At 66.1% G+C, this 26,357-nt stretch carries 30 protein-coding genes; 11 read left to right on the top strand and 19 right to left on the bottom strand.

Features of this window, described 5'->3' with window-relative positions:
- Positions 1–31: 31 nt before the first annotated feature.
- Positions 32–847, bottom strand: a complete 816-nt coding sequence (locus ACZ5TO_RS03520; protein ID WP_464799554.1) for a DsbA family protein — start codon at positions 845–847, stop codon at positions 32–34.
- A 110-nt stretch (positions 848–957) separates the two neighbouring features.
- Complete coding sequence (locus tag ACZ5TO_RS03515) at positions 958–1,464, bottom strand: DciA family protein (RefSeq protein ID WP_184147130.1); 507 nt, start codon at positions 1,462–1,464, stop codon at positions 958–960.
- A gap of 125 nt (positions 1,465–1,589) precedes the next feature.
- Here ACZ5TO_RS03515 and mutY point away from each other — a divergent pair, with 125 nt between their 5' ends.
- Together mutY and ACZ5TO_RS03505 are read left to right on the top strand one after the other, a co-directional pair.
- Positions 1,590–2,684, top strand: a complete 1,095-nt coding sequence (gene mutY, locus ACZ5TO_RS03510) for an A/G-specific adenine glycosylase (RefSeq protein WP_464799553.1) — start codon at positions 1,590–1,592, stop codon at positions 2,682–2,684.
- A complete protein-coding gene (locus ACZ5TO_RS03505; protein WP_184147134.1) occupies positions 2,681–3,298 on the top strand; it encodes an HAD family hydrolase in 618 nt (205 codons plus the stop codon). The genes mutY and ACZ5TO_RS03505 overlap by 4 nt, the downstream gene beginning before the upstream one ends.
- Before the next feature lie 314 nt (positions 3,299–3,612).
- On the opposite strand, the gene ACZ5TO_RS03500 is transcribed toward ACZ5TO_RS03505, so the two are convergent.
- From ACZ5TO_RS03500 to ACZ5TO_RS03490, 3 genes are all read right to left on the bottom strand, one after another.
- Positions 3,613–4,743 carry a DNA methyltransferase gene (locus ACZ5TO_RS03500; protein ID WP_464799552.1) on the bottom strand — a complete coding sequence of 377 codons (1,131 nt, stop codon included), beginning with the start codon at positions 4,741–4,743 and terminating at the stop codon, positions 3,613–3,615.
- A gap of 278 nt (positions 4,744–5,021) precedes the next feature.
- On the bottom strand, positions 5,022–5,369 hold the full coding sequence (locus tag ACZ5TO_RS03495; RefSeq protein ID WP_184147138.1) for an antibiotic biosynthesis monooxygenase family protein: 348 nt from the start codon (positions 5,367–5,369) through the stop codon (positions 5,022–5,024).
- On the bottom strand, positions 5,366–5,671 hold the full coding sequence (locus tag ACZ5TO_RS03490) for an NIPSNAP family protein (RefSeq protein ID WP_464799551.1): 306 nt from the start codon (positions 5,669–5,671) through the stop codon (positions 5,366–5,368). Before ACZ5TO_RS03490 ends, ACZ5TO_RS03495 begins: the two co-directional genes overlap by 4 nt.
- A gap of 71 nt (positions 5,672–5,742) precedes the next feature.
- Here ACZ5TO_RS03490 and ACZ5TO_RS03485 point away from each other — a divergent pair, with 71 nt between their 5' ends.
- Positions 5,743–6,420, top strand: a complete 678-nt coding sequence (locus ACZ5TO_RS03485; RefSeq protein ID WP_464799550.1) for an ArsR/SmtB family transcription factor — start codon at positions 5,743–5,745, stop codon at positions 6,418–6,420.
- 282 nt (positions 6,421–6,702) lie between these two features.
- Positions 6,703–7,392 (top strand): HAD family hydrolase, encoded by a 690-nt coding sequence (locus ACZ5TO_RS03480; RefSeq protein ID WP_464799549.1) that lies wholly within the window; start codon positions 6,703–6,705, stop codon positions 7,390–7,392.
- A gap of 175 nt (positions 7,393–7,567) precedes the next feature.
- Here ACZ5TO_RS03480 and ACZ5TO_RS03475 read toward each other — a convergent pair whose 3' ends face one another.
- Positions 7,568–8,146 (bottom strand): hypothetical protein, encoded by a 579-nt coding sequence (locus ACZ5TO_RS03475; protein WP_464799548.1) that lies wholly within the window; start codon positions 8,144–8,146, stop codon positions 7,568–7,570.
- Between the two features lie 178 nt (positions 8,147–8,324).
- On the opposite strand from ACZ5TO_RS03475, the gene thrC reads away from it, so the two are divergent.
- Both thrC and ACZ5TO_RS03465 read left to right on the top strand, forming a co-directional pair.
- Positions 8,325–9,761, top strand: a complete 1,437-nt coding sequence (gene thrC, locus ACZ5TO_RS03470; RefSeq protein WP_184146335.1) for a threonine synthase — start codon at positions 8,325–8,327, stop codon at positions 9,759–9,761.
- A 98-nt stretch (positions 9,762–9,859) separates the two neighbouring features.
- Positions 9,860–11,155 (top strand): M16 family metallopeptidase, encoded by a 1,296-nt coding sequence (locus tag ACZ5TO_RS03465; RefSeq protein WP_464799547.1) that lies wholly within the window; start codon positions 9,860–9,862, stop codon positions 11,153–11,155.
- Between the two features lie 117 nt (positions 11,156–11,272).
- Here ACZ5TO_RS03465 and ACZ5TO_RS03460 read toward each other — a convergent pair whose 3' ends face one another.
- Positions 11,273–11,422: a DUF1127 domain-containing protein gene (locus ACZ5TO_RS03460; protein WP_184146331.1), complete on the bottom strand. Its 150-nt coding sequence runs from the start codon at positions 11,420–11,422 to the stop codon at positions 11,273–11,275.
- A gap of 175 nt (positions 11,423–11,597) precedes the next feature.
- Between ACZ5TO_RS03460 and ACZ5TO_RS03455 the strand changes: the two genes are divergently transcribed.
- Entirely contained in the window at positions 11,598–12,191 is a 594-nt protein-coding gene (locus ACZ5TO_RS03455; RefSeq protein WP_464799546.1) for a GNAT family N-acetyltransferase, read from the top strand.
- A 121-nt stretch (positions 12,192–12,312) separates the two neighbouring features.
- The gene (locus ACZ5TO_RS03450; protein WP_246434369.1) at positions 12,313–15,156 is read left to right on the top strand and encodes an EAL domain-containing protein; all 2,844 of its coding nucleotides are present in this window, start codon (positions 12,313–12,315) and stop codon (positions 15,154–15,156) included.
- 3 nt (positions 15,157–15,159) lie between these two features.
- Here ACZ5TO_RS03450 and ACZ5TO_RS03445 read toward each other — a convergent pair whose 3' ends face one another.
- The 5 genes from ACZ5TO_RS03445 to ACZ5TO_RS03425 all read right to left on the bottom strand — a co-directional run bounded on the left by ACZ5TO_RS03445 (position 15,160) and on the right by ACZ5TO_RS03425 (position 17,855).
- Positions 15,160–15,468 (bottom strand): helix-turn-helix domain-containing protein, encoded by a 309-nt coding sequence (locus tag ACZ5TO_RS03445; RefSeq protein WP_184146325.1) that lies wholly within the window; start codon positions 15,466–15,468, stop codon positions 15,160–15,162.
- Position 15,469: 1 nt separating this feature from the next.
- Positions 15,470–15,805 (bottom strand): type II toxin-antitoxin system RelE/ParE family toxin, encoded by a 336-nt coding sequence (locus tag ACZ5TO_RS03440; protein WP_464799545.1) that lies wholly within the window; start codon positions 15,803–15,805, stop codon positions 15,470–15,472.
- Positions 15,806–15,834: 29 nt separating this feature from the next.
- Positions 15,835–16,890, bottom strand: coding sequence for a zinc-binding metallopeptidase family protein (locus ACZ5TO_RS03435; RefSeq protein ID WP_464800325.1), 1,056 nt, complete (start codon positions 16,888–16,890; stop codon positions 15,835–15,837).
- 75 nt (positions 16,891–16,965) lie between these two features.
- Positions 16,966–17,157 (bottom strand): CsbD family protein, encoded by a 192-nt coding sequence (locus ACZ5TO_RS03430; RefSeq protein ID WP_184146321.1) that lies wholly within the window; start codon positions 17,155–17,157, stop codon positions 16,966–16,968.
- A 92-nt stretch (positions 17,158–17,249) separates the two neighbouring features.
- Positions 17,250–17,855, bottom strand: coding sequence for a YqgE/AlgH family protein (locus ACZ5TO_RS03425; protein WP_464799544.1), 606 nt, complete (start codon positions 17,853–17,855; stop codon positions 17,250–17,252).
- Positions 17,856–18,026: 171 nt separating this feature from the next.
- Between ACZ5TO_RS03425 and ACZ5TO_RS03420 the strand changes: the two genes are divergently transcribed.
- The 3 genes from ACZ5TO_RS03420 to ACZ5TO_RS03410 all read left to right on the top strand — a co-directional run bounded on the left by ACZ5TO_RS03420 (position 18,027) and on the right by ACZ5TO_RS03410 (position 20,566).
- Positions 18,027–18,818 carry a protein-disulfide reductase DsbD domain-containing protein gene (locus ACZ5TO_RS03420; RefSeq protein ID WP_464799543.1) on the top strand — a complete coding sequence of 264 codons (792 nt, stop codon included), beginning with the start codon at positions 18,027–18,029 and terminating at the stop codon, positions 18,816–18,818.
- Positions 18,819–18,915: 97 nt separating this feature from the next.
- A complete protein-coding gene (locus tag ACZ5TO_RS03415) occupies positions 18,916–19,401 on the top strand; it encodes a redoxin family protein (protein ID WP_464799542.1) in 486 nt (161 codons plus the stop codon).
- Between the two features lie 235 nt (positions 19,402–19,636).
- Positions 19,637–20,566 (top strand): IS110 family RNA-guided transposase, encoded by a 930-nt coding sequence (locus ACZ5TO_RS03410; protein WP_464799541.1) that lies wholly within the window; start codon positions 19,637–19,639, stop codon positions 20,564–20,566.
- A 116-nt stretch (positions 20,567–20,682) separates the two neighbouring features.
- Here the strand turns inward: ACZ5TO_RS03410 and rnhA are convergent, their stop codons facing one another.
- The 7 genes from rnhA to ACZ5TO_RS03375 all read right to left on the bottom strand — a co-directional run bounded on the left by rnhA (position 20,683) and on the right by ACZ5TO_RS03375 (position 26,357).
- A complete protein-coding gene (rnhA, locus tag ACZ5TO_RS03405) occupies positions 20,683–21,123 on the bottom strand; it encodes a ribonuclease HI (protein WP_464799540.1) in 441 nt (146 codons plus the stop codon).
- Positions 21,120–22,085, bottom strand: a complete 966-nt coding sequence (locus ACZ5TO_RS03400; protein WP_464799539.1) for a homoserine kinase — start codon at positions 22,083–22,085, stop codon at positions 21,120–21,122. Before ACZ5TO_RS03400 ends, rnhA begins: the two co-directional genes overlap by 4 nt.
- A gap of 220 nt (positions 22,086–22,305) precedes the next feature.
- Complete coding sequence (ispH, locus tag ACZ5TO_RS03395) at positions 22,306–23,307, bottom strand: 4-hydroxy-3-methylbut-2-enyl diphosphate reductase (protein WP_380780753.1); 1,002 nt, start codon at positions 23,305–23,307, stop codon at positions 22,306–22,308.
- A 93-nt stretch (positions 23,308–23,400) separates the two neighbouring features.
- Complete coding sequence (locus tag ACZ5TO_RS03390; RefSeq protein ID WP_464799538.1) at positions 23,401–24,183, bottom strand: SURF1 family protein; 783 nt, start codon at positions 24,181–24,183, stop codon at positions 23,401–23,403.
- Positions 24,152–24,535: a DUF983 domain-containing protein gene (locus ACZ5TO_RS03385; RefSeq protein WP_464799537.1), complete on the bottom strand. Its 384-nt coding sequence runs from the start codon at positions 24,533–24,535 to the stop codon at positions 24,152–24,154. Before ACZ5TO_RS03385 ends, ACZ5TO_RS03390 begins: the two co-directional genes overlap by 32 nt.
- Positions 24,536–24,814: 279 nt before the next feature.
- Positions 24,815–25,693, bottom strand: coding sequence for a cytochrome c oxidase subunit 3 (locus ACZ5TO_RS03380; protein WP_184146303.1), 879 nt, complete (start codon positions 25,691–25,693; stop codon positions 24,815–24,817).
- A 58-nt stretch (positions 25,694–25,751) separates the two neighbouring features.
- The gene (locus ACZ5TO_RS03375; RefSeq protein WP_464799536.1) at positions 25,752–26,357 is read right to left on the bottom strand and encodes a cytochrome c oxidase assembly protein; all 606 of its coding nucleotides are present in this window, start codon (positions 26,355–26,357) and stop codon (positions 25,752–25,754) included.

Here is a 26,357-nt window from a genome sequence, read left to right as displayed (position 1 = left end):
GCCGTCGCCCGCCGAAAATCCGGTCGAAGGATCAGAGCTTGCTGTCGATGAGGGCCGACATGGTGTCAACCGACATGTCTCCCGAGTAGCGCTGGCCGTTGATGAGGAAGGTCGGGGTCGCCGCGACACCGAATTCCTTGGCGCCGCGTTCGCGGACCGCGTTCACATCATCCAGAAGTTTCTGGTTCGTCAAGCAGGCCTTGAAAGTTTCCTCGGTAAAACCGGCAAGCTTCGACATCTGCATCAGCGCCTCGCGGCCGTCCTGGGCGGCGGCCCAGGTCTCCTGCTGCTTCATCAGCATGGAGAGCATCGGGAAATACTGCGCAGCTTCCGTGAGCTTGGAGGGGTCCTGCGGGTTGCAGCGCGCCAGCATGAAGGCGGCGGCAGCACGCGGATCGAAGGGAAATTCGCGCACGATGAAGCGCACCTTGCCGCTATCCACATACTTCGCCTTGATGGCGTCGAAGGTGTTGTTGTGGAAGGCCGCGCAGTGCGGGCAGGTCGTCGACATGTATTCGACGATGGTGACCGGCGCATTCGCCTCGCCGAGCGCCATGTCCGGCAGCGCGCCGGGCTTGAGCACCTCGGCCATGTCGACGTCGCCCTCGGCGGCGGGCACCTCGGCGGCGGCGGACGGCGTGGCGGCGGTCGTCTCGCTGGAGGTGGCGGTGCCCGAAGAGGTCGCCGGCGTCGAGCTTGCGCTTTCGCCGGTCGTCGTCTGGCTGGTCTCGGGAGCCTTGGCGGTCTCCTTCTTCTCGTCGCTGCATGCAGCCAGCGTCACGGCGAGCGCCGCGACGGCGACGCCGGAGAAGAGGCGCTTCATCAGGCTCATTTCGGAAAGGGACATGGTCTCTCCTGTCGGAAGGGATGGGAATTCTGTCGCGATCCCCGTTATACCTGCTTTCGGGCGGGAACAAGCGGCGTCGCTGCGAGTAACTTCAAAGAATTGTGACCGTTTTAGCGGCGCCGGCCGAGCACCGCCGTGCCGAGCCGCGTCAGGGCCGCCTTCAGCGCATCGCCCTCGATGCCCTCGACGAGCCCGTCGAGATGGCGGGCGGCCTCGCCGGTGAGCGGGCGCGGTTTCGGGCGATGGCGCGCCTGCGGCGTCACCGGCTTCTGCACGATCTTCACCTGGTTGATGGCCGGGAAGCCGAAGAAGCCGTTGATGCGCTGGACGATCTCGCCCTGCTGGTGGCTGAGGAAGAGCGCGCGCGCGCCCTCGCAGGCGATCGTCAGCACGCCCGGCTGGTACTTCTCCCCCTCGCCCGCCATTTCGGAGGCGCGGCGCGGCCAGGTGATGCGCTCCGGCCGGGTGCATTCGGCAAAGTCCATGCCGGCGATCTCGTCCCACGAGCCGAGCAGCATCGTGTTGATGCCGGCGCGGCGCGCCAGAACGGGGTCGATGAGGCCGTTCGCCACTTCGCTGATCTGGACGATGCCGCGCCGGGGCGCCTTCCTATTCACAATCCTGCTCCCGTTCGGGAAAATATTCCTGCATTCGCCGTGCTCGACCTTGAAGATCGCGGCGCGCTCGGCCAGTTATAGAGCATTCCAGCGAAGTGTGCAGCCGTTTCCCGTTCAGGCAAGACATGACCAAGCCCCACCGGACCACGGCGTCCGCCGACCTCGTTCTCGCCTGGTACGACCGGCACCATCGCGACCTGCCCTGGCGGGTGAGCCCGCCGATGGCCGCGCGCGGCGAACGGGCCGATCCCTACCGGGTCTGGCTTTCCGAAGTCATGCTGCAACAGACGACCGTGCAGGCGGTCAAATCCTATTTCGCGCTCTTCACCTCGCGCTGGCCGACCGTGACGGACCTTGCGAAGGCCGATACCGAGGACGTCATGAAGTCCTGGGCGGGGCTCGGCTATTATGCGCGCGCCCGCAACCTGAAAAAATGCGCCGAGGCCGTCGCCTTCGGGCACGGCGGCGTCTTTCCCGACACCGAGGAGGGGCTGAAGGCCCTGCCCGGCATCGGCGACTATACGGCCGCGGCCATCGCCGCCATCGCCTTCAACCGCAAGAGCGCCGTGCTCGACGGCAATGTCGAGCGGGTCATCTCGCGCCTCCACGCCGTCGAGACGCCCCTGCCGGCGGCAAAGCCGGACATGCGCGCGCTCGTCGCCGCCATGACGCCGGAGGACCGGCCGGGCGATTTTGCGCAAGCCATGATGGACCTCGGCGCGACGATCTGCACGCCGCGCCGGCCGGCCTGCGCGCTCTGTCCGCTCAATGCCGCCTGCCGCGTGCTCGGCCGGGAGGATCCCGAGCTCTACCCGCGCAAGGCGGCGAAGAAGGAAAAGCCGGTGCGGCTCGGCGCGGCCTTCGTGGCCGAGGACGAGACGGGCGCCGTGTTCCTGCGCAAGCGGGGGGAAAGCGGGCTTCTCGGCGGCATGACGGAGGTGCCGGGCAGCGCCTGGACGGCGCGCACCGACGGCGAGAGCGGCCCCGCCGCCGCGCCCTTTGCCGCCGACTGGCAGGCCTGCGGCACCGTTATCCATGTCTTCACGCATTTCGAGTTGCGCCTTGCGGTCTACCGTTCCAAGGTATTGCGGAATGCGGCCACGGACGGCGGCTGGTGGCAGCCGAAGGAGACGCTCGACGGCGAGGCGCTGCCGACCGTCATGAAGAAGGCCATAAGACAGGCAATACCCGACGCATTCGAAAAGGCGAGGAAAGCATGAGCAGCATCGACATCCGACACATCGTTTTCGACATCGGCAGGGTGCTGATCCACTACGATCCGCATATCCCCTTCAGCCGCCTCATCCCGGACGATGCGGAGCGCAACTGGTTCTTCGCCAATGTCTGCACGCATGACTGGAACCTGGAGCAGGACCGCGGGCGCAAGTGGGAAGAGGCCGAGGCGCTCTTGATCGAGGCGCATCCCGACCGCACGGAGCATATCCGCGCCTTCCGCAAATACTGGCACGAGATGGTCTCGCACGCCTATGTGGAGAGCGTGGCGATCATGGAGACGCTGATCCAGCAGGGCCACGACGTGACCATGCTCACCAATTTCGCGGCCGATACGTTCAAGGAGGCGAGGAAGCTCTACCCCTTCCTCGACATGCCGCGCGGCGTGACGGTGTCCGGCGAGGTCTGCCTTCTCAAGCCGGACCTAGCAATCTACGAGAAGCATGCCAACGATTTCGGCCTGACGCCGGCCCACACGCTCTTCATCGACGATTCCGCCGCCAATGTCGAAGGCGCGCGGATGGCCGGCTGGAACGCGGTGCAGTTCACCGATCCGGAAAAGCTGAAGAGCGACCTTGCCGCCCATGGCATCGCGCTTTGAGCAAGCCCCCGAAACCGAAACGCCCGGAGCCTTGCGGGCTCCGGGCGTTTTCGCATTTCCGGGACTGAAGGTACAAAAACCGGAAAAGCGATATCCGGCCTGCCCGGCCGGTTGATCGGCCCTGGCTTTCCGCAACGATTTCCGTTGCTTGGCCCGACGTGTTTGCCAGGGAACACTAAGCCTTCGATGGTTAAGATCACCTGAATGGCGCATACGGAAGTTGGGGAGAGCGCGCCTTTCCAAAAAGCCACAGCCCCCGGTGCAGGGAACACCGGAGGCCGCAGCTGGAGAAACTGTTATGAGGGTGGGCCGGCCTATTCGAGGCCGGCTATGCCGGCGCGCACGACGGCGCGCAGCGCGTCGATCGGCTTCAACTCCGCCCCGTCCGCATAATGCCAGAAGGTCCAGCCGTTGCAGGCGTCGAGCCCCTGCACCTTGGCGCCGAGCCGGTGGATGGAGCCGGCATCGCTGCCCGAGGCGAGCGTGCCGTCGGCGCGCACGATGGCGCTGTGGCGGCGGCGCGCATCCGTCAGAACGGTGCCGGGCGCAATCAGGCCGCTCTCGATGAGCGTGTTGAAGGCGACGCGCGGCTCGGCCTTCTTGCCGCTCATCACGGAAAGCGTGCCCGAGCCCAGCGGCTCGACCGCATCGATGCGCGCGCGGGCCGCGTCGATATAGTCCTGCTCGCGCTCGATGCCGACGAAATGGCGGCCGAGGCGCTTTGCCACCGCGCCGGTCGTGCCGGAGCCGAAGAACGGGTCGAGCACCACGTCGCCGGGCTTTGTGGAGGCCATCAGGATGCGGGCGAGCAGGGCTTCCGGCTTCTGCGTCGGATGCACCTTCTTGCCGTCGGCATCCTTCAGCCGCTCGCCGCCGTTGCAGATCGGGAACAGCCAGTCCGAGCGCATCTGCACGTCGTCGTTGGCGGCCTTCATGGCGTCGTAGTTGAAGGTGTAGCCCTTGGCCTTGGGATCGCGCGTCGCCCAGATCAGCGTCTCGTGCGCGTTCTGGAACCGGCGGCCCTTGAAGTTCGGCATCGGGTTCGTCTTGCGCCAGATGACGTCGTTGAGGATCCAGAAATTGAGGTCCTGCAGGGTCGCGCCGACGCGGAAGATATTGTGGTAGGAGCCGATGACCCAGATCGTGCCGGAGGGCTTCAGCACGCGGCGGCAGGCGAGCAGCCAGGCGCGCGTGAAGGCGTCGTAGGCCTCGAAGGAGGCGAACTGGTCCCATTCGTCGTCGACGGCGTCGACGAGGCTCTGGTCCGGCCGCGTGAGCATGCCGCCGAGCTGGAGGTTGTACGGGGGATCGGCGAAGATGACGTCGACGGACTGGTCCGGCAGCGCTTCGAGCGCGGCGACGCAGTCTCCCTTGATGATGGTGTCGAGCCAGCCGCTCTTGCGGGGCGAACGGGAGACGTCTGCAAGCGAAAGAACAGATGGCATTTGATACTCGCTGATACGCTTACTCGGAACGGAACTTGATGGGGCTTATGGTTACCGAAGATGGTTACCAAAGGCTGAAGGTTCCGGAGAAAAAGCGAAATGCGCGAGTGCGAGGCAAAGACCCTCTCTGCCTGCCGTCATCTCCCCCACAAGGGGGGAGAAAGCAGAAGGCTTGCTCATCGTTCAAAATGGAACGCCAAGAGGGAGGCACGTTAAGTCCCTCCCCCTTGTGGGGAGGGATTTAGGGAGGGGTCTTCAATTCCTATGCGATCTCCCCGCTACGCCGCGTGGAACGCCCGGCTGTCCGCCGGCGCCTCGTCGCGGTCGTTGAGGCCGTAGTCGCGGACGACGCTGGCGATGCGCAGGCGGTAGGCGTCGAAGACGCCGTTGCGGCCGGCGGCCTGGGCGGCGCGGTGTTCCTCGGTCGTGCGCCAGGCCCTGACCGCCTCCTCGTCGCGCCAGAAGGAGAGCGAGAGCAGCCGCGTCGGATCGGTGAGGCTGCGGAAGCGCTCGATGGAGAGGAAGCCGTCCACCTCGTCGAGCAGGGGACGCAGGTCCCGCGCCGTGTCGAGATAGGCGTCCATCCGGCCGGGCGCCGGCACCACTTCGAAGATGACCGCGATCATGACGACACCTTCTTCAGGAAGATGCGGTCCTCCTTGAGGATGAAGCGCTCCTTGCGGGCGAAGGCGTAGTTCTCCCGGCCGAGCGGATCGGCGGCAAGGCGCGCGCGGTAGGCCTCGTAGGCGGCGAGGTTCTCGATGGAATAGACGCCGTAGGCGGTGGTGGCCGAGCCCTCGTGCGGGCCGAAATAGCCGATGAGGTTCGCCCCGCAGCGCGGGATCGCCTCGCCCCAGTTGCGGGCGTAGGCGGCGAAGGCGTCCTTGCCGAACGGGTCGATCTCGTAGCGGATGAAGCAGGTGATCATCGTCGTCTCCTTGTTGCGATGCCCCCTTTTCCCATATTGCCGGACGCGAATGCTTCGGTTACCATCGAAGTATGAAAGAAGGACCGGACATTTCCCAGATCGGCGCGCTGATCGGCGATCCCGCCCGCGCCAACATGCTGACCGCGCTGATGGGCGGACAGGCGCTGACGGCGAGCGAGCTTGCCGGCGCGGCCGGCATCACGCTGCCGACCGCCAGCTCCCACCTTTCCAAGCTGGAGGCCGGCGGGCTCGTCACCCAGCGCAAGCAGGGCCGGCACCGCTATTTCACGCTCGCCGACAACGAGGTGGGCCTGCTCCTGGAAAACATCATGGGCTTTGCCGCGGGGCGCGGCCACCTTCGCACCCGCCCCGGCCCCAAGGACCCGGCGCTGAGGAAGGCGCGCGTCTGCTACAATCACCTTGCCGGCGATTTCGGCGTGCGCATGCTCGACCGGCTGATCGCCGACGGCGACGTGACGCTCGACGGCGAGGAGGCCGCGCTGACACCCTCCGGCGAAGCCCGCATCGCCGCCCTCGGCATCGATGTTCCCGCGCTGAAGGCGCAGCGCCGCCCCGTCTGCCGCACCTGCCTCGACTGGAGCGAGCGCCGCTCGCACCTTGCCGGCTCGCTCGGCGAGGCCCTGCTTGCCCGCTTCATCGCCGACGGCTGGGCGAGGCGCGAAAAGGACAGCCGCGCCGTGCGCTTCACCGCCGAGGGCGAGCGGCGGTTCACGGCGGCTTTCGGGTAGGAAAGGCCCCTCCCCAACCCCTCCCCACAAGGGGGAGGGACTTACAGCGCGGCACTCTCAGCGGACAATTTCAAGGGAAAAGCGGGCTGCCGGCTTTTCTCCCCCTTGTGGGGGAGATGCCCGGCAGGGCAGAGAGGGTCTTGAACCCGCATAGCTCTCTTCCCCAATCGGCAATTGTCCCCGCACCCCCTTTCGTGTAGGGAACCGGCGGCTTTCCGGGCGAAACGCGCCCTTTCCCTCTCCCCTTGCGGCGACAAGCGCATTCTTGAAAGACAACAGGCCATGAACGGTTTCGATCTCATCATCTTCGATTGCGACGGCGTGCTCGTCGATTCGGAAATCATCGCGGCGGAAGTGGAATCGGGCCTGCTCACCGAGGCGGGCTATCCGATCGGCGTGGAAGAGATGGGCGAGCGCTTCGCCGGCATGACCTGGCACAACATCCTGCTCACCATCGAGCGCGAGGCCTCCATTCCGCTCTCCGCCTCGCTGCTCGACAAGTCGGAAAAGCTGCTCGACGCGCGCCTTGCCCGGGACGTTCAGGTCATCGACGGCGTCAAGGCGATGCTGTCGCGCCTTCGCAAGCCCTATTGCATCTGCTCCAACTCCGCCTCGCACCGGCTCGACATGATGCTCGGCAAGGTCGGGCTGCGGGAAATCTTCACCCCGCACATCTATTCGGCCAAGGATCTCGGCCCGGACCGCGTGAAGCCGAAGCCGGACATCTTCCTGCACGGCGCAAAGCAGTTCGGCGCCGACCCGGCCCGCACGCTGGTCGTCGAGGATTCCGTGCACGGAATCGCCGGCGCACGCGCCGCCGGCATGCGCGTCGTCGGCTTCACCGGCGCCTCGCACACCTACCCCTCCCACGCCGACCGCCTGACGGAAGCCGGCGCCGAGACCGTGGTCTCCCGCATGACCGAATTGCCGGACGTCATCGCCGCGCTGGCGGAATGGAGCGAGGCGATCTGAGGCCTTGCGCCAAACCTCTCCTTCGTCGTGCTCGGGCTTGACCCGAGCATCCATGCCCCGCGCTCAGCGCGTGCCGTGAAGCGTGGATCCTCGGGTCAAGCCCGAGGATGACGGCGGTGGGGTGGCCGCGGAAGCATCTTCCGCGGCCTTCGTGTTTGCAGAGCCGGAAAAACCGTTACTTGCGCTTTTTCTTCTTCGCCGGACCGTCCTCGAAGCCGACATAGACCTTGGTGAAGCCGCCGGAGCCGCCGGGGATGGCGACGTTGGCCTGGGTGAAGATGAACTGGCCGGAGCCGGTGTCGGCCGGGATGGTCACGGGATATTGCACGGTCTGCGAATAAAGCTCGTTCGGCCCGTCGAGGACGGCGACGCGGATCGGCAGGTTGACCGAGCCGCTGCCGCCGGCCGGCCCGCTGACGATGCGGCCCTGCACCATGACGGTCATGACGAGCTGGTTCTCGTTGATGACGCACTGGCGCGTCGTGTCGGCGAGCGTCGCCTGGTAGAGCAGGTTCTGCGGATCGTCCTTGGCGCCCTTGCCGTAGCGCTCCAGCACGGCGGTGCCGTCGCGCAGGTAGACCTGCGGGCACGAGCCCTGCACGACGGCGACCTGCGTCTGCTGCTGGGCGGCGGCCTGAACGCCCGACGGATCGCTGGTCACGCCGAGATTGACGGGCTTGTCCGTCTGGTTGCAGCCGGCGACGACGGCGAGAAGGGAAATGCCGAGAAAGCGGCGGATGGTCATTCCATACACGTTACGTCTACCCCTGCGATCAGGCTCCGCCTCCGGCGCGCAAGCCTTTCGGAACTCGTTTCACGGGCCTTTTCACGACCCCAGGCGATGGTCTATAGCAGCGACGCGGCGAAAAATCGATTGTCGAATGAAACCGCCCGCAGAATTTCGGAGAGGCCGTTTCGGGAGCCGGCAGGCCATGCCTTCGCAAGCCCGACCATTCCAAGGACGTGTGAACGTGGATTATGTTTCGACCCGGGGCGAGGCCCCTTCCCTCGGTTTTTCCGACGCGCTCCTGGCAGGCCTTGCCCGCGACGGCGGCCTCTACGTGCCGCGGCAATGGCCGACCTTCTCGAAGCGGGAGATCCGGGCGCTGCGCGGCAAGTCCTATGAGGAGATCGCCTTCACGGTGCTCACCCCGTTCGTGGAGGGCGACATCCCGGCCGACACGTTCCGCGCGATGATCGACGAGGCCTATGCCACCTTCCGCCACCCGGCCGTCGCGCCGCTGGTGCAGACCGGGCCGAACGCCTTTGTCATGGAGCTCTTCCACGGCACGACGCTCGCCTTCAAGGACGTGGCGATGCAGCTTCTCGCCCGGCTGATGGACCATGCGCTGGCCGCCCGCAACGAGCGCGCCACCATCGTCGGCGCCACCTCGGGCGACACCGGCGGGGCGGCCATCGACGCCTTTGCAGGGCGCGAGCGCACCGACATCTTCATCCTCTTCCCCGAAGGCAAGGTCTCGCCGGTTCAGCAGCGCCAGATGACGACCTCGACGGCGAAGAACGTCCACGCGCTCGCCATCAAGGGCAATTTCGACGATTGCCAGAACCTCGTCAAAGCGATGTTCAACGATACGAAGTTCCGCGACGGGATGAAGCTTTCCGGCGTCAACTCGATCAACTGGGCGCGCATCATGGCCCAGATCGTCTATTACTTCACCACCGCCGTCACGCTCGGCGCGCCGGACCGGAAAATCTCCTTCACCGTGCCGACCGGCAATTTCGGCGACATCTTCGCAGGCTATGCGGCAAAGCGCATGGGCCTGCCGATCGACAAGCTCGTCATCGCCACCAACGAGAACGACATTCTCGTGCGCACGCTGAAGACCGGGCGCTACGAGATGAAGGAGGCGAAGGCCACCACCTCGCCCTCCATGGACATCCAGATCTCGTCCAACTTCGAGCGCCTCCTGTTCGAGGCCCACGGCCGCGATGCCGGCGCAGTGCGCCGCGCCATGGCGAGCCTCAAGCAGGCGGGCGCCTTCGACATCGAGCCGGGCGCGCTGAAGGCGATCCGCAAGGAGTTCCGCGCCGGCCGCGCCTCGCAAAAGCAGGTCGCCGAGACGATCCGCAAGACGCTCGCCGAGACCGGCTACCTGCTCGACCCGCATTCGGCCATCGGCGTCTTCGTCGCGGCCAGGCACGAGAAGGCAAACGCGCCGATGGTGACGCTGGCGACGGCCCATCCGGCCAAGTTCCCCGCGGCAGTAAAATCGGCCTGCGGTATTGACCCGGCGCTTCCGACGTGGCTTGCTGACCTCATGCAAAGGCAGGAGCGGTTCGACGTCCTGAGCGCAGAACTCGACGTCGTGGAAGCCTATATCGGCGACCATTCGCGAATCCGGGGCTAGGCAATTCCAGGGGCAGGCTTGCGCCCGGGATTGCGGGATCACAGGGAGGACCTTTCCGATCCCCCGGGAGCGGAAAGGCTGGAACGCAGAAAGTGCGCATGATGAAAGTTGAGTGCACCCGGCTTGCATCCGGGTTGACCGTGGTAACGGAAAACATGCCCCATCTCGAGAGCGTGGCTCTCGGCGTCTGGATCAAGTCCGGCTCGCGCAACGAAACCACGGACGAGCACGGCATCGCCCATCTTCTCGAACACATGGCCTTCAAGGGCACCGAGCGCCGCTCGGCCCGGCAGATCGCCGAGGAGATCGAGAATGTCGGCGGCGAGGTCAACGCCGCCACCTCCACGGAAACCACCTCCTACTACGCCCGCGTCCTCAAGGACCATGTGCCGCTCGCGGTCGACATCCTCGCCGACATCCTGACGGAATCCGCCTTCGACGAGGACGAGCTGCGCCGCGAGAAGCAGGTCATCCTGCAGGAGATCGGCGCGGCGAACGACACGCCCGACGACGTGGTCTTCGACCGCTTCTCCGAGGTCGCCTACCGCGACCAGATCATCGGCCGCGCCATCCTCGGCACGCCGGAGACCCTGCTGTCCTTCACGCCGGGCGAAATCCGCCATTATCTCGACCGCAACTACACCACGGACCGCATGTTCGTGGTGGCCGCCGGCGCGGTCAATCATGAGGAATTCGTGCGCCAGGTCGAGACGCGCTTCTCCTCGCTGCCGACGGCGCCCAAGCTCTCCCCCGTCTTCGAGCCGGCCCGCTATACCGGCGGGGACGTGCGCGAGACGCGCGACCTCATGGACGCGCAGGTGCTTCTCGGCTTCGAGGGCAAGGCCTACCACGCGCGCGACTTCTACTGTTCGCAGATCCTCGCCAACATCCTCGGCGGCGGCATGTCCTCCCGCCTCTTCCAGGAAGTGCGCGAGCACCGCGGCCTCTGTTACTCGATCTACGCCTTCCACTGGGGCTTTTCGGATACCGGCATCTTCGGCATCCATGCGGCGACGGGCGGGGAGAACCTGCCGGAGCTGATGCCGGTCATCTTCGACGAGTTGAAGAAATCCTCCGAGACGATCGAGCAGCAGGAAATCGAGCGCGCCCGCGCGCAGATCCGCGCGCAGCTCCTGATGGGCCAGGAAAGCCCGGCCGCCCGCGCCGGCCAGATCGCCCGCCAGATGATGCTCTACGGCCGCCCGATCCCCAACGAGGAACTGATGGAGCGCCTTGCCGGCATCACCATCGAGCGCCTGACGGACCTTGCCGGCCGGCTGTTCTTCGACACGGTCCCGACGCTCTCGGCCATCGGCCCGCTGGAACAGCTCGTCTCGGCCGGCGACATCACGCGCTCGCTGACGCGCGGCACCATCGATCGCGCCGCAAGCTGAGGGCTTCGCCCTCTTTCCAGCCGGATGCCCATAACAAAAAACGCCCGGGAACCGGGCGTTTGGCAGATGGGTTCGTCGTTGTCGCGGCGGGTTCTGGCGCCCCGCGCGAGGCCGGCTTCAGCCGAAGACGACCAGGCCCTTGACGGCGGACTGGATGTTCGAGCGGGAGATGCCGAGGTCCTGGAGGGCGCGGTCATCGAGGGCGCTGAGTTCGCGCATGGCGCGGCGGTCGGCTACATTCTTCTTGAGCTTTGCGAAAACGTTCATGATCAACTCCTTTGTGTTGCCCAATAGATAGGCGCTTTCCTGCCCGGAAAAAATGCATATGTTCGCAGCAGAGGCATGCGAATATTGCATAGGCCGCGGGCGGCGTTCTCCGCTCCATTTGACGCCGGCGAGCCTCTCGGCATAGTGTCCCCGCAACGGCATGGCGGAGGACTGAATGGCACGGTCGGTATTTCGGTTTCTGTCCCGGCAGTCCGACGCCGTCGAGCTTGCCGGCGAGAGGCATTTCCTCCGCCTGCCCCGCTTCCAGGACTATCGCCAATGGTATGCGCTGCGCTCGGAAAGCCGCCGCTTCCTCGAGCCATGGGAGCCCGTCTGGCGCGCGGACGAGCTGACGGAAGGCGCCTTCCGCGCCCGGGTCATCCGAAATGAACAGGAATTTTCATCCGGCCAGGCCGTGCCGCTTTTCCTCTTCTCCCGCGAGGAAAAGACGCTGCTGGGCGGGCTGACCATCGGCTATATCCGGCGCGGGGCCGCGCAATGCTGCATGATCGGCTACTGGATGGGCGAGCGGCACGCCGGCCAGGGGCACATGCTGGCCGCACTGAAACTCGCCATTCCCTATATCTTTTCCAGCCTTCAGTTGCACCGTATCGAGGCAGCCTGTATTCCAGACAATACAAGAAGCATTCGTCTCCTTGAAAAGGCCGGCTTTCAACGGGAAGGCTACCTTCGGGAGTATCTGAAGATAAACGGGGAGTGGCGCGACCACGTGATGTTCTCGCTTCTGGCTGCCGACAGGCGACCCTGAGCGAACACGGGAACGCGGCAGGACTGGGCAGACTAAGGACAATGCGCTTTCAATGACGTCTTCTTTCGTGCCGCACATGCAGCGTGCCAGCCGGTTGCTCGCTTTCCTTCTCCTGGCGGCGATGCTTTTCGTCGGCCTGTCCTGCGGCCGGGCCTTCGCCGTCGAGCCCGTCAAGATCTCCCGTGACGACACGGCGCTGGACCTTACCGCCACGACCGAGATCTATACCGGCCGGGGCGAGGCCTTCCAGGTCTCCACCGCGCCCGGCACCGACGGCATCGTGCGCCGCATCGAGGTGCGCGCCACCTCGGACGAGCATCAGGGCGACTGGGCCGTCTTCGCGCTCGCCAACGTCTCGGACGAGCAGATCGACCGGCTGATCGTCGCCCCGCATTTCCGCCTCGTGCAGTCCAAGCTCTTCTGGCCGGATCTCGGCGCCAAGCGCATCATCTCGATCACGCCGAGCCAGGGCTTCGCGCTCGACCGCCAGCCGAGCGAGGAGGCCGACGTCTTCCGCATCACGCTCGATCCCGGCTCCGTCGTCACCTTCGTCGCGGAGCTCGCCACGCCCGACCTGCCGCAGATCTATCTCTGGCAGCCGGACGCCTACAAGGACACGGTCAACGCCTTCACGCTCTACCGCGGCATCGTGCTCGGGATTGCGGGCCTGCTCGCCGTCTTCCTCACCATCCTCTTCGTGGTGAAGGGCACCTCCATGCTGCCGGCGACGGCCGCGCTCGCCTGGGCGGTGCTCGGCTATATCTGCGTCGATTTCGGGTTCCTGTCGAAGCTCATCTCGATCACGGCGGGCGACGAGCGGATATGGCGCGCGGGAACGGAGGTGTTCCTTGCCGCCGGCCTCGTCGTCTTCCTCTACACTTATCTCAACCTCAACCGCTGGCACGCGCATCTTTCCTATGCGACGCTCGCGTGGATCCTCGGGCTCGGCCTTCTCTTCGGCGTCGCGATCTACGATCCGCCGATCGCCGCCGGCATCGCCCGCCTGTCCTTCGCGCTCACCGGCACCGTCGGCATCGTGCTCATCGCCTATCTCGGCTTCAACCGCTACGACCGCGCCATCCTGCTGGTTCCGGCCTGGTCGCTGATCCTCGTCTGGCTGTTCGGCGCCTGGCTGACGGTGACGGGCCAGCTCAACAACGACATCATCCAGCCCGCGCTCGGCGGCGGCCTCGTGCTGATCGTTCTCCTCATCGGCTTCACGGTGATGCAGCACGCCTTTGCCGGCGGCGCCTATAGCCAGGGCCTCTTCTCCGACCTCGAGCGCCAGTCGCTGGCGCTGACGGGCTCGGGCGATACCGTCTGGGACTGGGACGTGGCGCGCGACCGCGTCGTCACCATTCCCGACATCTCCATCCAGCTCGGCCTCGCCCCCGGCGTCATGCACGGCCCGGCCCGCAACTGGCTGCCGCGCCTTCACCCGGACGACCGCGACCGCTTCCGCGCCACGCTCGACGTGCTGCTGGAGCATCGCAAGGGCCGGCTGAACCATCAGTTCCGCGTGCGCGCCGAGGACGGCCACTACCACTGGCTCTCCATCCGCGCCCGGCCGGTGCTGGGCGCCAACGGAGAGATCATCCGCTGCGTCGGCACGATCATCGACATCACCGAGCAGCGCAATTCCGTCGACCGCCTCCTGCAGGACGCCCTGCACGACAACCTCACGGGCCTGCCGAACCGCCAGGTCTTCCTCGACCGGCTGCAATCGATCCTCTCGCTGACGGCAAGCTCCGACACGGTGCGCCCGACGGTGCTGACCATCGACATCGACCGCTACAAGCAGGTCAACGACGCGCTCGGCATTGCCGCGGGCGACAACATCCTCATCGCGCTGACGCGGCGCCTGCGCCGTCTCCTGAAGCCGCAGGATACCTTGGCGCGGCTTTCCGGCGACCAGTTCGGCCTGATCCTGATGTCCGAGCGCGACCCCGCCAAGGTCGCCGATTTCGCCGACGCCGTCAGCAAGGCGATCATGGTTCCGATCAATTTCGGCGGGCGCGAGATCATCCTGACGGCCTCCATCGGCCTCGTCTCCTGGGTCGACCAGCAGGAGGACGCGGCCGGCCTGCTCAACGACGCGGAACTGGCCATGTACCGCGCCAAGAAGGCGGGCGGCAACCGCGTCGAGCCCTTCCGCCCGGCCTTCCGCACCTTCGGCGCCGACCGCCTCCAGATTGAGACGGACCTTCGCCGCGCCATCGAGCGCAAGGAGCTCTCCCTCGTCTACCAGCCGATCGTCCGCCTCTCGGATGCGGAGATCGCCGGCTTCGAGGCGCTGATGCGCTGGGACCATCCCAAGCGCGGCAACATCTCGCCCACCGAGTTCATCCCCATCGCGGAAGCCTCGGACCTCATCAACCAGCTCGGCCTCTTCGCCTTCGACAAGGCGGCGAGCGACCTGATGGACTGGCAGCTCCAGACCGGCGACCTGCCGATCTTCGTCTCGGTCAACCTGTCGAGCGCGCAGCTCCTCAACAACGAGCTCTACAACGACGTGCGCGCCGCACTCACCAAGACGCGCTGCGAGCCGCAGAAGATGAAGCTCGAGCTCACCGAATCCGTCGTGATGGAGAACCCGGAACAGGCCCGCCTCATCCTCGCCAAGCTGAAGGACGTGGGCCTTGGCCTCGCGCTCGACGATTTCGGCACCGGCCATTCCTCCCTCTCCTACCTCACGCGCTTCCCCTTCGACACGATCAAGATCGACAAGGCGCTGGTGCGCGACGGCTCGGACAAGCGCACCGTGCTCCTGCGCTCCGTCATCTCCATGGCGCGCGAACTCGACATGCAGGTCGTGGCGGAAGGCATCGAGTCGGAGGAAGACGCCATCGAGCTCGGCGCCATGGGCTGCGAATTCGGCCAGAGCTACCTCTTCGGCCCCCCCATCGGCTTCGATTCCGTGCTGCGCCTGCTGAAAGAACGGTTTCCGCTGATGAAGCGGGCGTAGGCGTCAAGCGGCCGTAAGGACGCGAAGGACCGCTTCCGGCTCCTTCTCCATGACGCGCAGGAGCGTGCGAGCCGCGCCGCTCGGCTGCCGCTGCCCCTGCTCCCATTTGCGGTAGCCCGAAACGCTCGTGCCGAGAAACTGCGCCATCTGCGCCTGGGTAAGCTTGAGATGGCGCCGGACGGCCCTCGGATCGACGCTGTCCGTATCGACGGCGTGAACCCGCGTGCCTTCGACGGGTGCGCCGGAGGCATGGGCGAGCGCCTCGGACATGGCGGCGGCAAGGTCGCTCCCGAATGCGGTTTTCTTCGCCATGTCACTTGCTCCTTTGATGCTGCTTGATCGCCTTCGCGATGGCCGCAACGGTCTTCTTTTCCGCAGGGGAAAGATCGGTCCGAACGTTCTTGGCATAGACGAGCAGCGCGTAGATCGGCGCGTCCTCGCTGTACCAATAGTAGATCACCCGCGCGCCACCGCGCTTTCCCCTGCCGCTGGCGGCGAAGCGCAGCTTGCGCACGCCGCCGGCGCCGGGGATTTCGTCCCCAAGCATGGGGTGGGCCGCCAGATAATCGATGAGCGGCGTGCGTTCCTCCGGCGAGAAGATCGCCTCGGCCTGCCGGATGAACGTGGGAAGCTCAACGACCGTCTGCATGCCCGAATATAACCCATTGGGTTATATTTTCAAGCGCACCGCACCAACCCGTTGATGAAATCGAGCTTCTCCACCACGGGCGGGGAGAGGACGAAGGGGTAGCTGTCGGGCTGGCCCATGGAGCGCTGGATGGCGTTCATGGCGACGGAGAGCGGGACCCAGGCCTCGACGAGGCGGCCGGCATCAGGCGCGCGGTAGGGATCGAAGGTGACTTCGGCCTCCAGTTCCTCGTGGCCCTTCGGATCGGTGTTGAGGCCGAAGGCGCGGGCGGTCTCCAGCGTATCGGCGATATGGAAGAAATGCGCCCAGCATTCGGCAAAATCCTCCGCGGGATGGGCGCTTGCATAGGCGCTGATGAAGCGGTCCTGCCAATCGGGCGGCGGGCCCTGCTCGTAGTTGCGCCTGAGGGCCGCCGCGTAGTCCTCGCGCTCGTCGCCGAAGAGGCGGCGGGCTTCCGTAAGGCTCGCCTCGTCGCGGACGAGCTGCCCCCAGTAGAAATGGCCGATCTCGTGGCGGAAATGGCCGAGCAGCGAGCGGTAGGGCTCGCCCATGGAAACGCGCACGCTCTCGCGCACCGCATCGTCCGCCTCGGCCGCGCGCAGGCTGACGACGCCGGCCTCGTGGCCCGTCATGGCCGCGGCGACGACCGTGCCGTCCGCGCCCACCGTATCGGCCAGGAAATCGAAGACGAGGCCGCCCGCCGGATCCTCCTCGCGCGTCGGATGCGGCAGCTTCCAGCGCAGGATGGAATAGAAGAGGTGACGCTGCGCCGCGCCGATGCGCCGCCAGCGCTCCAGCCCCTGCGGGTCGATGGTCGGCACGATGCGGTTGTGCCGGCAGGCCTCGCAATAGGCGTGAGGGCCTTGCGCCGGCACCAGCCAGTTGCAGACGTCCTGCACGGCGTTCGCGCAGAATCGATAGGCGCCCTCTCCCGGCGCGAGCGCCCAAAGGCCTTCGCCTTCCGGCACCAGCGCGTGGAGCGCCATGTCGTCCACGCAGAAGCCGAGCGTCGCCCCGCAGCGCACGCAGACGCGGTTGTCGAAATGGATGGTCTGGCCGCAGGTGCTGCAGGTGAAGAGCTTCATGACGTCCCCGGCTTCAGGCGAGACGCCCGCATCGGGCGGCGATGCGGGCATCCTCGTTCGTTCGGCGGCTTGGGCTCAGAGCCGGTCGACGGCGCCCTTGACCGCGTCCTTGGCCTTGCCGACGGCCTTCTGCGTCTTGCCCTTGGCTTCCTGTGCGGCGCCTTCCGCGCGCAGCTTCGGGCTGCCTGCCGCCTTGCCGGCGGCCTGCTTGGCCTTGCCCGTCACTTCGTTCGCCGTGCCCTTGATCTTGTCGGTCGTGCTGCTCACCGTCATGCTCCCTTGTTCGAAGCGTCCACATCGACGCGGCCCGTTAACGGCGAACCGCGCGACAAGTTCCGGGGAACCCGTGAAAATCGCACTCAGGCGTGGCCGGCCTCGGCCGAGAGCATGGCGGGCGTGACACCCATCAAAGCGAGCGCACGCTCGTACTTGCTGTCGAGATTGGTGTCGAAGATCAGCTCTTCCTGCGCCGGGCAGCTCAGCCAGCCGTTGGCGCCGATCTCGTTCTCGATCTGGCCGGCGCCCCAGCCGGCATAGCCGAGCATCATCAGGCCGCGCTCGGGCCCGCGCCCGCGCGAGATGGCGCGCACGATGTCGAGCGTCGCCGTCAGGCAGATGTCGTCGCTGACGGGGATGGAGGATTCCGACATGTAGTCGTCCGAATGCAGCACGAAGCCGCGGCCGCTTTCCACCGGCCCGCCGCAGCGGATGGGAAAGTCGCGCGAGGCGCCCGGCATGCGGATCAGCTCGTCCTCGCCGGCAAGGTCGAGATGCAGGAGCACGTCGGAGAAGCTCAACTGCTGCGGCCGGTTGATGACGAAGCCCATGGCCCCGTCATCCGAATGGGCGCAGATATAGACGACCGTGCGGGCGAAATTGGCGTCCAGCATGCCCGGCATGGCGATCAGGAACTGACCGTCAAGGAAGCCTCGCTCTCGTCTGTTTTTCAGAACCGACATAGCCATGATGCCTCAGCCTATCAATTCATCGCCAAATGAAAAGCGCTCTTTTTGCCCGGACGACGCCCAAGCCTTGCAGAAAAGCTAAGGTCCGCGCGCCGAAGATCAAGCATTTATGATCGGCCGGCCCGGTTTTGCCGCTGGAAAGGCCCGGCGGGCGGCGGTAGATGTCGCAGCATGAAACATGTCAAAGCCGCAGCGCTCGCCCTGCTCCTCCTTCCCTCCGCCGCACCGGCCGCGACCTCCGGCTGGGTCGAGACGCCCGGCGGCAGCGTGCGGCTCATCGCGCTTCCCGCCGATGCCGGCGGAAAGGCGAGCGCCCTTCTCGATATCCGCCTCAACGAAGGCTGGAAGACCTATTGGCGCGATCCGGGCGGCAGCGGCATTCCGCCGTCCATCGCCGTCTCGGGCGCCACGCTCGATACCATCGGCTTTCCCGCGCCGCAGCGACTCGGCGGCGATGACGGCCACTATATCGGCTATAATGCGCCCGTGCAGTTCCCCCTGACGCTGGAAAAGGCGAAAGGCGGGCCGGTCACCGCGGCGATCTTCCTCGGCATGTGCAAGGACATCTGCATTCCCGTGCAGGCCGAGCTGACGGCGGACGCGAGCGGCGAAGCCTTCGCCAGCCCGCTGGAACAGGCCGCCCTTGCGGATGCCGAGGCGAAGCTGCCGCAGGCCGCGACGGAGGGCTTCCGGCCGCTTTCGGGGCATTTTGCGGCGGACGGCAAGAGCATCGCCGTGCGCTTCGAGGCGCCGGCGGACGGCCCCGTGCCGGAGGTCTTCGTCTCGGGCGATTCCGCGCTCGAATTCGGCGCTTCGGCGCCCGCGCGGCGGGAGGGCGACGCCTTCGTCGCCGACGTGCCGGTGCTGCACATGCCGAAGGCGTTCGATGCGGCAAAGGCGGCGATCCGCCTGACGGTGCGGGCGGGAACGCGGACGATGGAAGCCCCGCTTCCGCTCGATTGAGGCCCCTTCCGTTTTCGGCGCGAAAGCGCTTCGCAGCCCCGCCGCCTTTGCTATAGTGCGGCCGAACCATCCCCCAGGACAGACGAGGAGAGACACCGTGACCATTGCCGTTGGAGACAAGCTGCCCGATCTCAAGCTGAAGGAGCGCACGCCGGACGGCCCGGCCGACATCTCGACCAGCGACCTCTTTTCCGGCAAGCGCGTCGTGCTCTTCGCCGTGCCGGGCGCCTTCACCCCCACCTGCTCGCTGAACCACCTGCCGGGCTATCTGGAGAACCGCGACGCGATCCTCGCCAAGGGCGTGGACGACATCGTCGTCGTGGCGGTCAACGACCATCACGTCATGGGCGCCTGGGCCACGTCCACCGGCGGGGCCGGCAAGCTGCGCTTCATCGCCGACTGGGACGCCGCCTTCACCAGGGCGCTCGGGATGGATATCGACCTTTCCGCCGGCACACTCGGCGTCCGCTCCAAGCGCTATTCCATGCTCGTCGAGGACGGCGTGGTGAAATCGCTCAACATCGAGGAAAGCCCCGGCCAGGCCACCGTCTCCGGCGCGGCGGCGATGATCGAGCAGCTTTGAGCTGACGATTCCGGTGAGGCTCGCCCCTCACCTGCCTGCCGGCCACCTTTGTAACTTCCCTTTGCCCGGGATTGGCGTTGTACTGCCGATTGCGGTGGCGGATGAGAGACCGCAGCACCTTTGGGACACCAAGCCCGTGGGAGAGCCTGGGTCTTCATCCGCCGTTCCATCGAACCCGAACAGTCGCCAGGGCCGCTCGCGCATGCGAAGCCCGCTTAGGCAAGGATGGGACAGGATGGACGTGATCGTTGGCATTGATGTTTCGAAGGACCGGCTGGATGTGCATGTTCTTCCGGCCGGTGACAGTTTCCTTGTCGGCAACGACCATGCCGGCGTGGATGGACTGATCACCCGGCTGCGAGAGGCAAAGGCCGATGTCGTGGCGCTGGAAGCGACCGGCGGTTACGAGATGCTTGCGGCTGCGGGCCTGTCATCGGCCGGCCTTGCCGTTGTCGTGGTCAATCCGGCGCAGGTTCGTTCCTATGCCAATGCGCTGGGCAAACGTGCCAAGACCGACCCGATCGACGCGGCGGTGATCGCAGCCTTCGTGGCGGCGACGAAACCGGATATCCGGCCGTTGCGCGATGAGGAGAGTGAAGCCTTCTCGGCCATCGTGTCGCGCCGCCGCCAGATCGTGCAGATGATCACGGCGGAAGAGAACCGGGCGCGGATGGCGCAGACGAAGGAGACACAGAAGAGCATCAAGCGCCTGCTTGCCGCGCTCCGGCACGAACTTGCAAGCCTGGACGACGAGCTCGACGGCCGTATTCGCAAGTCGCCCTTGTGGCGGGTGCGCGAGGCGCTTCTGACGTCTGTGCCGGGTGTCGGGCCGACCACCGCCCGCACGCTGATTGCCGAGATGCCCGAGCTCGGCACGCTCGATCGGCGCCAGATCGCCTCACTGGCGGGGATCGCGCCGTTCACGCGGCAATCGGGCAAATGGCGAGGCAGGAGCTTCATCGGCGGCGGTCGCGGCAAGATGCGCGCCGTGCTCTTTATGGCCGCCCTCGTGGCGTCCCGTCACAACCCGGTCCTCAAGGCTTTCCGCGACAGGCTCGTGGCTGCCGGCAAGCCGAAGATCGTCGCCATTGTCGCGACAATGCGAAAACTCCTCACCATCCTCAACGCAATCATTCGCGACGGTAAACCATGGAAAAACGCTTGACCACAAAGACAGTCGCTCTCCCCGCAAGCGGGGCGAGGAACGATGGGCTCACCGCTTTCCTCCTTCTCCCCGCTTGCGGGGAGAAGGTCCCGGCAGGGGGATGAGGGGCGATCGCTCTATCCCTTCTTGAACGGCGCCATGCCTTTCCGAGCCAGCTCGTCTGCCCGTTCGTTCTCCGGGTGGCCGGCGTGGCCCTTGACCCAGTGCCATTCGACCTTGTGGCGCAGGCGCGCCTCGTCGAGCAGTTGCCAGAGGTCGCCGTTCTTCACGGGCTTCTTGTCGGCGGTCTTCCAGCCGTTCTTCTTCCAGCCGAAGATCCACTTCGAAATGCCGTCCATGACGTATTTCGAATCCGTGTAGAGATCGACCTCGCAAGGGCTCTTGAGGGCGGCAAGCGCCGAGGCGGCGGCCGTCAGCTCCATGCGGTTGTTGGTGGTCTCCGCCTCGCCGCCGCACATTTCCTTCTCGACCTCGCCGTAGCGCAGAACCGCGCCCCAGCCGCCGGGGCCGGGATTGCCCGAGCAGGCCCCGTCCGTGAAGATATCGACATGCTTCATCGCGAAAGCCCGTACTCGGCCGGGCCCTGCACCTGCCGGTGGAAGCGCGATTTGCGCAGGTATTCGAGCGGGTCCTTCTTGACGACCAGCGCGCCGGGCGGCGTCGTCAGCCAGTCGTAGAGGCGCGTCAGGAAGAAGCGCAGCGCCGCGCCGCGCGAGAGGAGCGGCAGGGCGGCGGCCTCCGCGTCCGAGAGCGGGCGCACGCTCTCGTAGCCGGCAAGCAGAGCCATGCCCTTGGTGAGGTTGAAGGAACCATCCTTCTCGAAGCACCAGGCATTGAGGCAGATGGCGACGTCGTAGGCGAGGAGGTCGTTGCAGGCGAAGTAGAAATCGATGAGGCCGGAGAGCTCGTCGCCGATGAAGAAGACGTTGTCCGGGAAAAGATCGGCATGGATGACGCCGGTCGGAAGCGCCTTCAGCCAGCCGGCCTCCAGCGCGGCAAGCTCGCCGGCGATCTCGTTCTCCAGCCCCTGTTCCACCTCGTCGGCACGGGCGGCCGATTTCTCCCACAGCGGCCGCCAGCCGCCGACGGAGAGCGCATTGGGCCGCGTGATGGCGAAGCCCTCGCCGGCAAGATGCATCTCGGCCAGCGCGCGGCCGACCTCGCGGCAATGCTTCGCCGCGGGCTTCCTCAGCCACATGCCTTCGAGGAACGAGATGACGGCGGCGGGGCGGCCGGAGAGCTCGCCCAGTAGCGCGCCGTCGCTGCGCGGCAGCGGCAGCGGGCAGGACAGGCCGCGCTCGGCCAGATGGTGCATCAGGCCGAGGAAGAAGGGCAGGTCGTTCGGGTCGACGCGCTTTTCGTAGAGCGTCAGGATGAGCGCGCCCTTCGTGGTGTGCAGCAGGAAATTGGAATTCTCCACGCCCTCGGCGATGCCCTTGTAGGAGAGCAGCGTGCCGGCATCGTAGGCGGCGAGGAAACGGGAGAGATCGTCTTCGGTGATATCGGTATAGACGGCCACGGGCGGGTCTCAGGCTTGGGGGGATGGGGATGACCGGGGGATACCCCCCTCTGCCCTGCCGGGCATCTCCCCCTCAAGGGGGGAGATCGTATGGGAAAGCGTCTCGCCCACTTGAGCTGTTGCAGAATGGGCAATGCCCTCACGCCCTGCCGATCTCCCCCCTTGAGGGGGAGATGGCCGGCAGGCCAGAGGGGGGTGCGCCGCGAAAGTCATGCTTCCGTCACTCCCCGTTCACAAAGGCCATGTCGGCGGGGGTGAGTTCGATGGCGCGCAGTTCGCGGTTGACGAGGAAGTGTTCGTTCTCCTCGACCGTATCGGCAAGTTCCACGGCGGCATCGTACCGCGTTCGGAAGGCCTCGATGATCTCGTTGACGATGACCTCGGGCGCGGAGGCGCCGGCCGAAAGGCCGATGGTGCGGATGTCGCCGATGGTCTGCCAGTCGATCTCGGAGGCGCGTTGCACGAGGACCGACCGTTTCGCCCCCGCGCGCAATGCCACCTCGACGAGGCGCTTGGAGTTGGAGGAGTTCGGCGCGCCGACGATGAGGAAGAGGTCGCAGCCGGGTGCGGCCTGCTTGACGGCCTCCTGCCGGTTGGTCGTCGCATAGCAGATGGAATCGGCGGCGGGGGCCGTGAGGTTCGGGAAACGCTCGTGCAGGCGCTTGATGACGCCGGCCGTGTCGTCCACCGAGAGCGTCGTCTGGGTGACGTAGCCGAGATTGTCGGGATCGGCCGGCACGTATCTGTCGGCGTCCTCGACGGTCTCGATCAGCGAGACGGAGCCTTCCGGCAACTGGCCCATCGTGCCGATGACCTCCGGATGGCCGGCATGGCCGATCAGCACGACATGGCGGCCGAGGCGCTGGTGGCGCATCGCCTGCTTGTGCACCTTGGAGACCAGCGGGCAGGTGGCGTCGAGATAGAAGAGGTTGCGCGCCATGGCGTCCGCCGGCACGGATTTCGGCACGCCATGGGCGGAGAAGACGACGGGCTGCCGGCGGTGCTCTTCCGGGATCTCGTCGAGCTCCTCGACGAAGATCGCGCCCTTGGCCTCCAGCCCTTCCACGACATAGCGGTTGTGGACGATCTCGTGGCGGACATAGACCGGCGCGCCATAGGCCTTCAGCGCCAGCACGACGATCTGGATCGCGCGGTCGACGCCGGCGCAGAAGCCGCGCGGGCCGCACAGCCTGATGGTCAAGTCCGGTCGGGTTTCACTCATGCTCATCGCTTATCCGGTGGTCTCAGACGCCTTGCGCCCATATAGGCCGCCCGAGGCCGGCCCGCCAAGGAAAAACCGCCCCGTCCCGTACTTTCAATCGCCCTTGCGGCGGAACAGCGCGTAGAGGCCGACGCCGGCAAGCGCTGCGGCAAGGCCGTACCAGGTCATGGCATATTGCAGGTGGTTGTTCGGCAGGTCGAACTGCGTGACGGCGCCGATCGGCAGGCCCTTGGGATTGGGCGCATCGCCCGCATCGACGAAGAAGGGCACCAGCGCATCGGCGGCGATGCCGGTGCTGGCGGCCATCGCGTCGAGGTCCTTCCAGTAGAAGATGTTCTTGGCGATGTCGTTGTCCGGCACGAGGTAGGAGGGCTTTCCGGCAAGGCGGGACCGGGCAAGGCCCGTCACGGTCTGCGTTCCCGTGAGCTGGCCCTGCTTGCGCATTTCCCGCTCCTTCGCCTCGTAGGGCACGAAGCCGCGGTTGACGAAGAGGAAGCGGCCGTCGGCAAGGCGGAGCGGCGTATAGATGTAATAGCCCGTCTGGCCGTGCCAGGTGGCGAAGAAGTGGCGCTCCCTGTTGTTGGCGAAGACGCCGGTGGCGGTGACGGGGCGGTATTCGATATCCTCGCCCTTTGCCGCCATCGCCTCGATATCGGCGAGCGGCACGGGCGCGGCGGTGCGGCGCCCGGCCATGTCGGCTAGCAGCGCCTCCTTCCACTGCAGGCGCTCGACCTGCCAGGTGCCGAGCGCAAGGAGGATGGCGAGCGCGACGAAGAAGGCGATCGTGGCAAGGACCGTCCGGCCCCTGCCCTTCGCCTTGCCCGGGGCATGCCCTGCCGGCACCTCAGCCACGGTCGATCTCGCCGGGCCTTGCATTGTTGCGGTACTGCAGGGAGATCAGCAGGCCCTTGGCGAGGCGCGTGAGCCACAGGCCGAGGACGATGACCAGCGGGATCCACAGCATGAAGTGCACCCAGAGCGGCGGATTGTAGTTGATATCCGTCCAGAGCGCCGCGCCGACGACGAGGAAGCCGACGATGAACAGCACGAAGACGACCGGGCCGTCGCCCGAATCGGCGAAGGAATAATCGAGCCCGCAATTGCTGCAGGCCGGCCGCACCTTCAGCAGCCCGTCGAACAGCTTGCCCTGCCCGCAGCGCGGGCAGCAGCCGCGCAGGCCCGCGCTGAAGGGATCGATCGGGGGATAGAGTGCCTTGTCGTCTTCCATGGTCGTTTCCGTATTTCCGCCCGGCAGCAAACCGAGGCAATTGCATCCGAGGCGCAGGCCGGGCCCCTCACCTGCCTGCCGGCATCCTCTCCCCGCAAGCGGGGCGAGGAACGATGGCCTCACCGTTTTCCTCCTTCTCCCCGTTCATGGGGAGAAAGTCCCGGCAGGGGGATGAGGGGCCGTTACGGCCGCATCCTATATCGCCCTTCCGTCCAACCGAAAGCCCCAAAAACGAACGGCCGCATCGCTGCGGCCGTTCGGAAGGTCGTTTCTGCCGGGTCAGCCGTGGGCGACCGGCGCACCCCAACCGCCCCAGATGTAGATGGCGAAGAAGAGGAAGAGCCAGACGACGTCGACGAAGTGCCAGTACCAGGCGGCGGCCTCGAAGCCGAAGTGCTGCTTGGGCGTGAAGTCGCCGCGCACGGCGCGCACGAGGCAGACGATCAGGAAGATCGTGCCGACCAGGACGTGGAAGCCGTGGAAGCCCGTCGCCATGAAGAAGGTCGCGCCGTAGATCGAGTCCTTGAAGGCGAAGGGAGCGTGGGCGTACTCGTAAGCCTGCACGAAGGAGAACAGCATGCCGAGCAGCACGGTGAGCGCGAGGCCGTTTACGAGGCCCTTGCGGTCGTTGTGCAGCAGCGCATGGTGCGCCCAGGTCACGCAGGTGCCCGACAGGAGCAGGATGACCGTGTTGTAGAGCGGCAGGTGCCAGGGATCGAGCACCTCGATGCCCTTCGGCGGCCAGACGCCGCCGGTGAACTGGGTGCGCGCGGCCTGGATGGCCTCGCCCGGGAAGAGGCTGGCATCGAAGAAGGCCCAGAACCAGGCGACGAAGAACATCACTTCCGAAGCGATGAACATGATCATGCCGTAGCGCAGGTGCAGCGAGACGACGCGGGTGTGGTGGCCCTCATGGGCTTCCTTCACCGTGTCCGACCACCAGCCGAACATCGTGTAGAGGACGATGAGCAGGCCGATGAAGAAGACCCACGGCGTGGCAAGGTCCGCACCGAACAGGTGGAACGAGCCGCCCGAAAGGTAGCGCATGTAGGCGACGCCGCCGAAGGCCATGATGAAGGCGCCGATGGAGGCGAGCAGCGGCCACGGGCTAGGGTCGATGATGTGGTAGTCGTGTTTCTTCTGATGCGCATCGGCCATGTGACTTATCCCCGAATGTATCGCGTTCCGTTCCGGCATAGCCGGAAACGCATGTCTTTCAAAGTTTCTTCGCGTCGTCCGCCTTGCCATCCGCAGTCGAAGCCACCGGCTTCGACGCCTCATGCGGATAGAAGGTATAGGACAGCGTGATCGTATGGATATCCTTCGTCTCCACGGCATCGACGATCTCGGGATCGACGAAGAAGACGACGGGCATTTCCAGTTCCTCACCGGGCTTCAGCGTCGTTTCGGTGAAGCAGAAGCACTCGATCTTGTTGAAGTAGGCGCCGGCCGATTCGGGCGTGACGTTGAATACCGCCTGCCCCGTGGTGGCGACCGACGAATTGTTGCGCGCCTTGTAGAAGATCTGCGTCGTCTCGCCGATGCGCATCTCCACCTCGCGCTGCACGGGCGCGAAGGTCCAGGGCAGGCCCGGGCCGACATTGGCGTCGAAGCGCACCTTGATCGTCTTGTCCAGGATGACGTCGGAAGCCTGCTCGACGCGCTGCGTCGTGCCGCCGTAGCCCGTCACCTGGCAGAACATGCGGTAGAGCGGCACGGCGGCATAGGCCATGCCGACCATGCCGATGACGAAGGCGCAACAGATGGCGACGATGGTGCCGTTGCCGAGGCCGCCCTTTCCGGTCTTCTGCGTCTTGCTCAT

This window comes from Shinella sp. Sh6, assembly GCF_055392685.1.
This window is presented reverse-complemented; position numbering and strand designations above follow the sequence as displayed.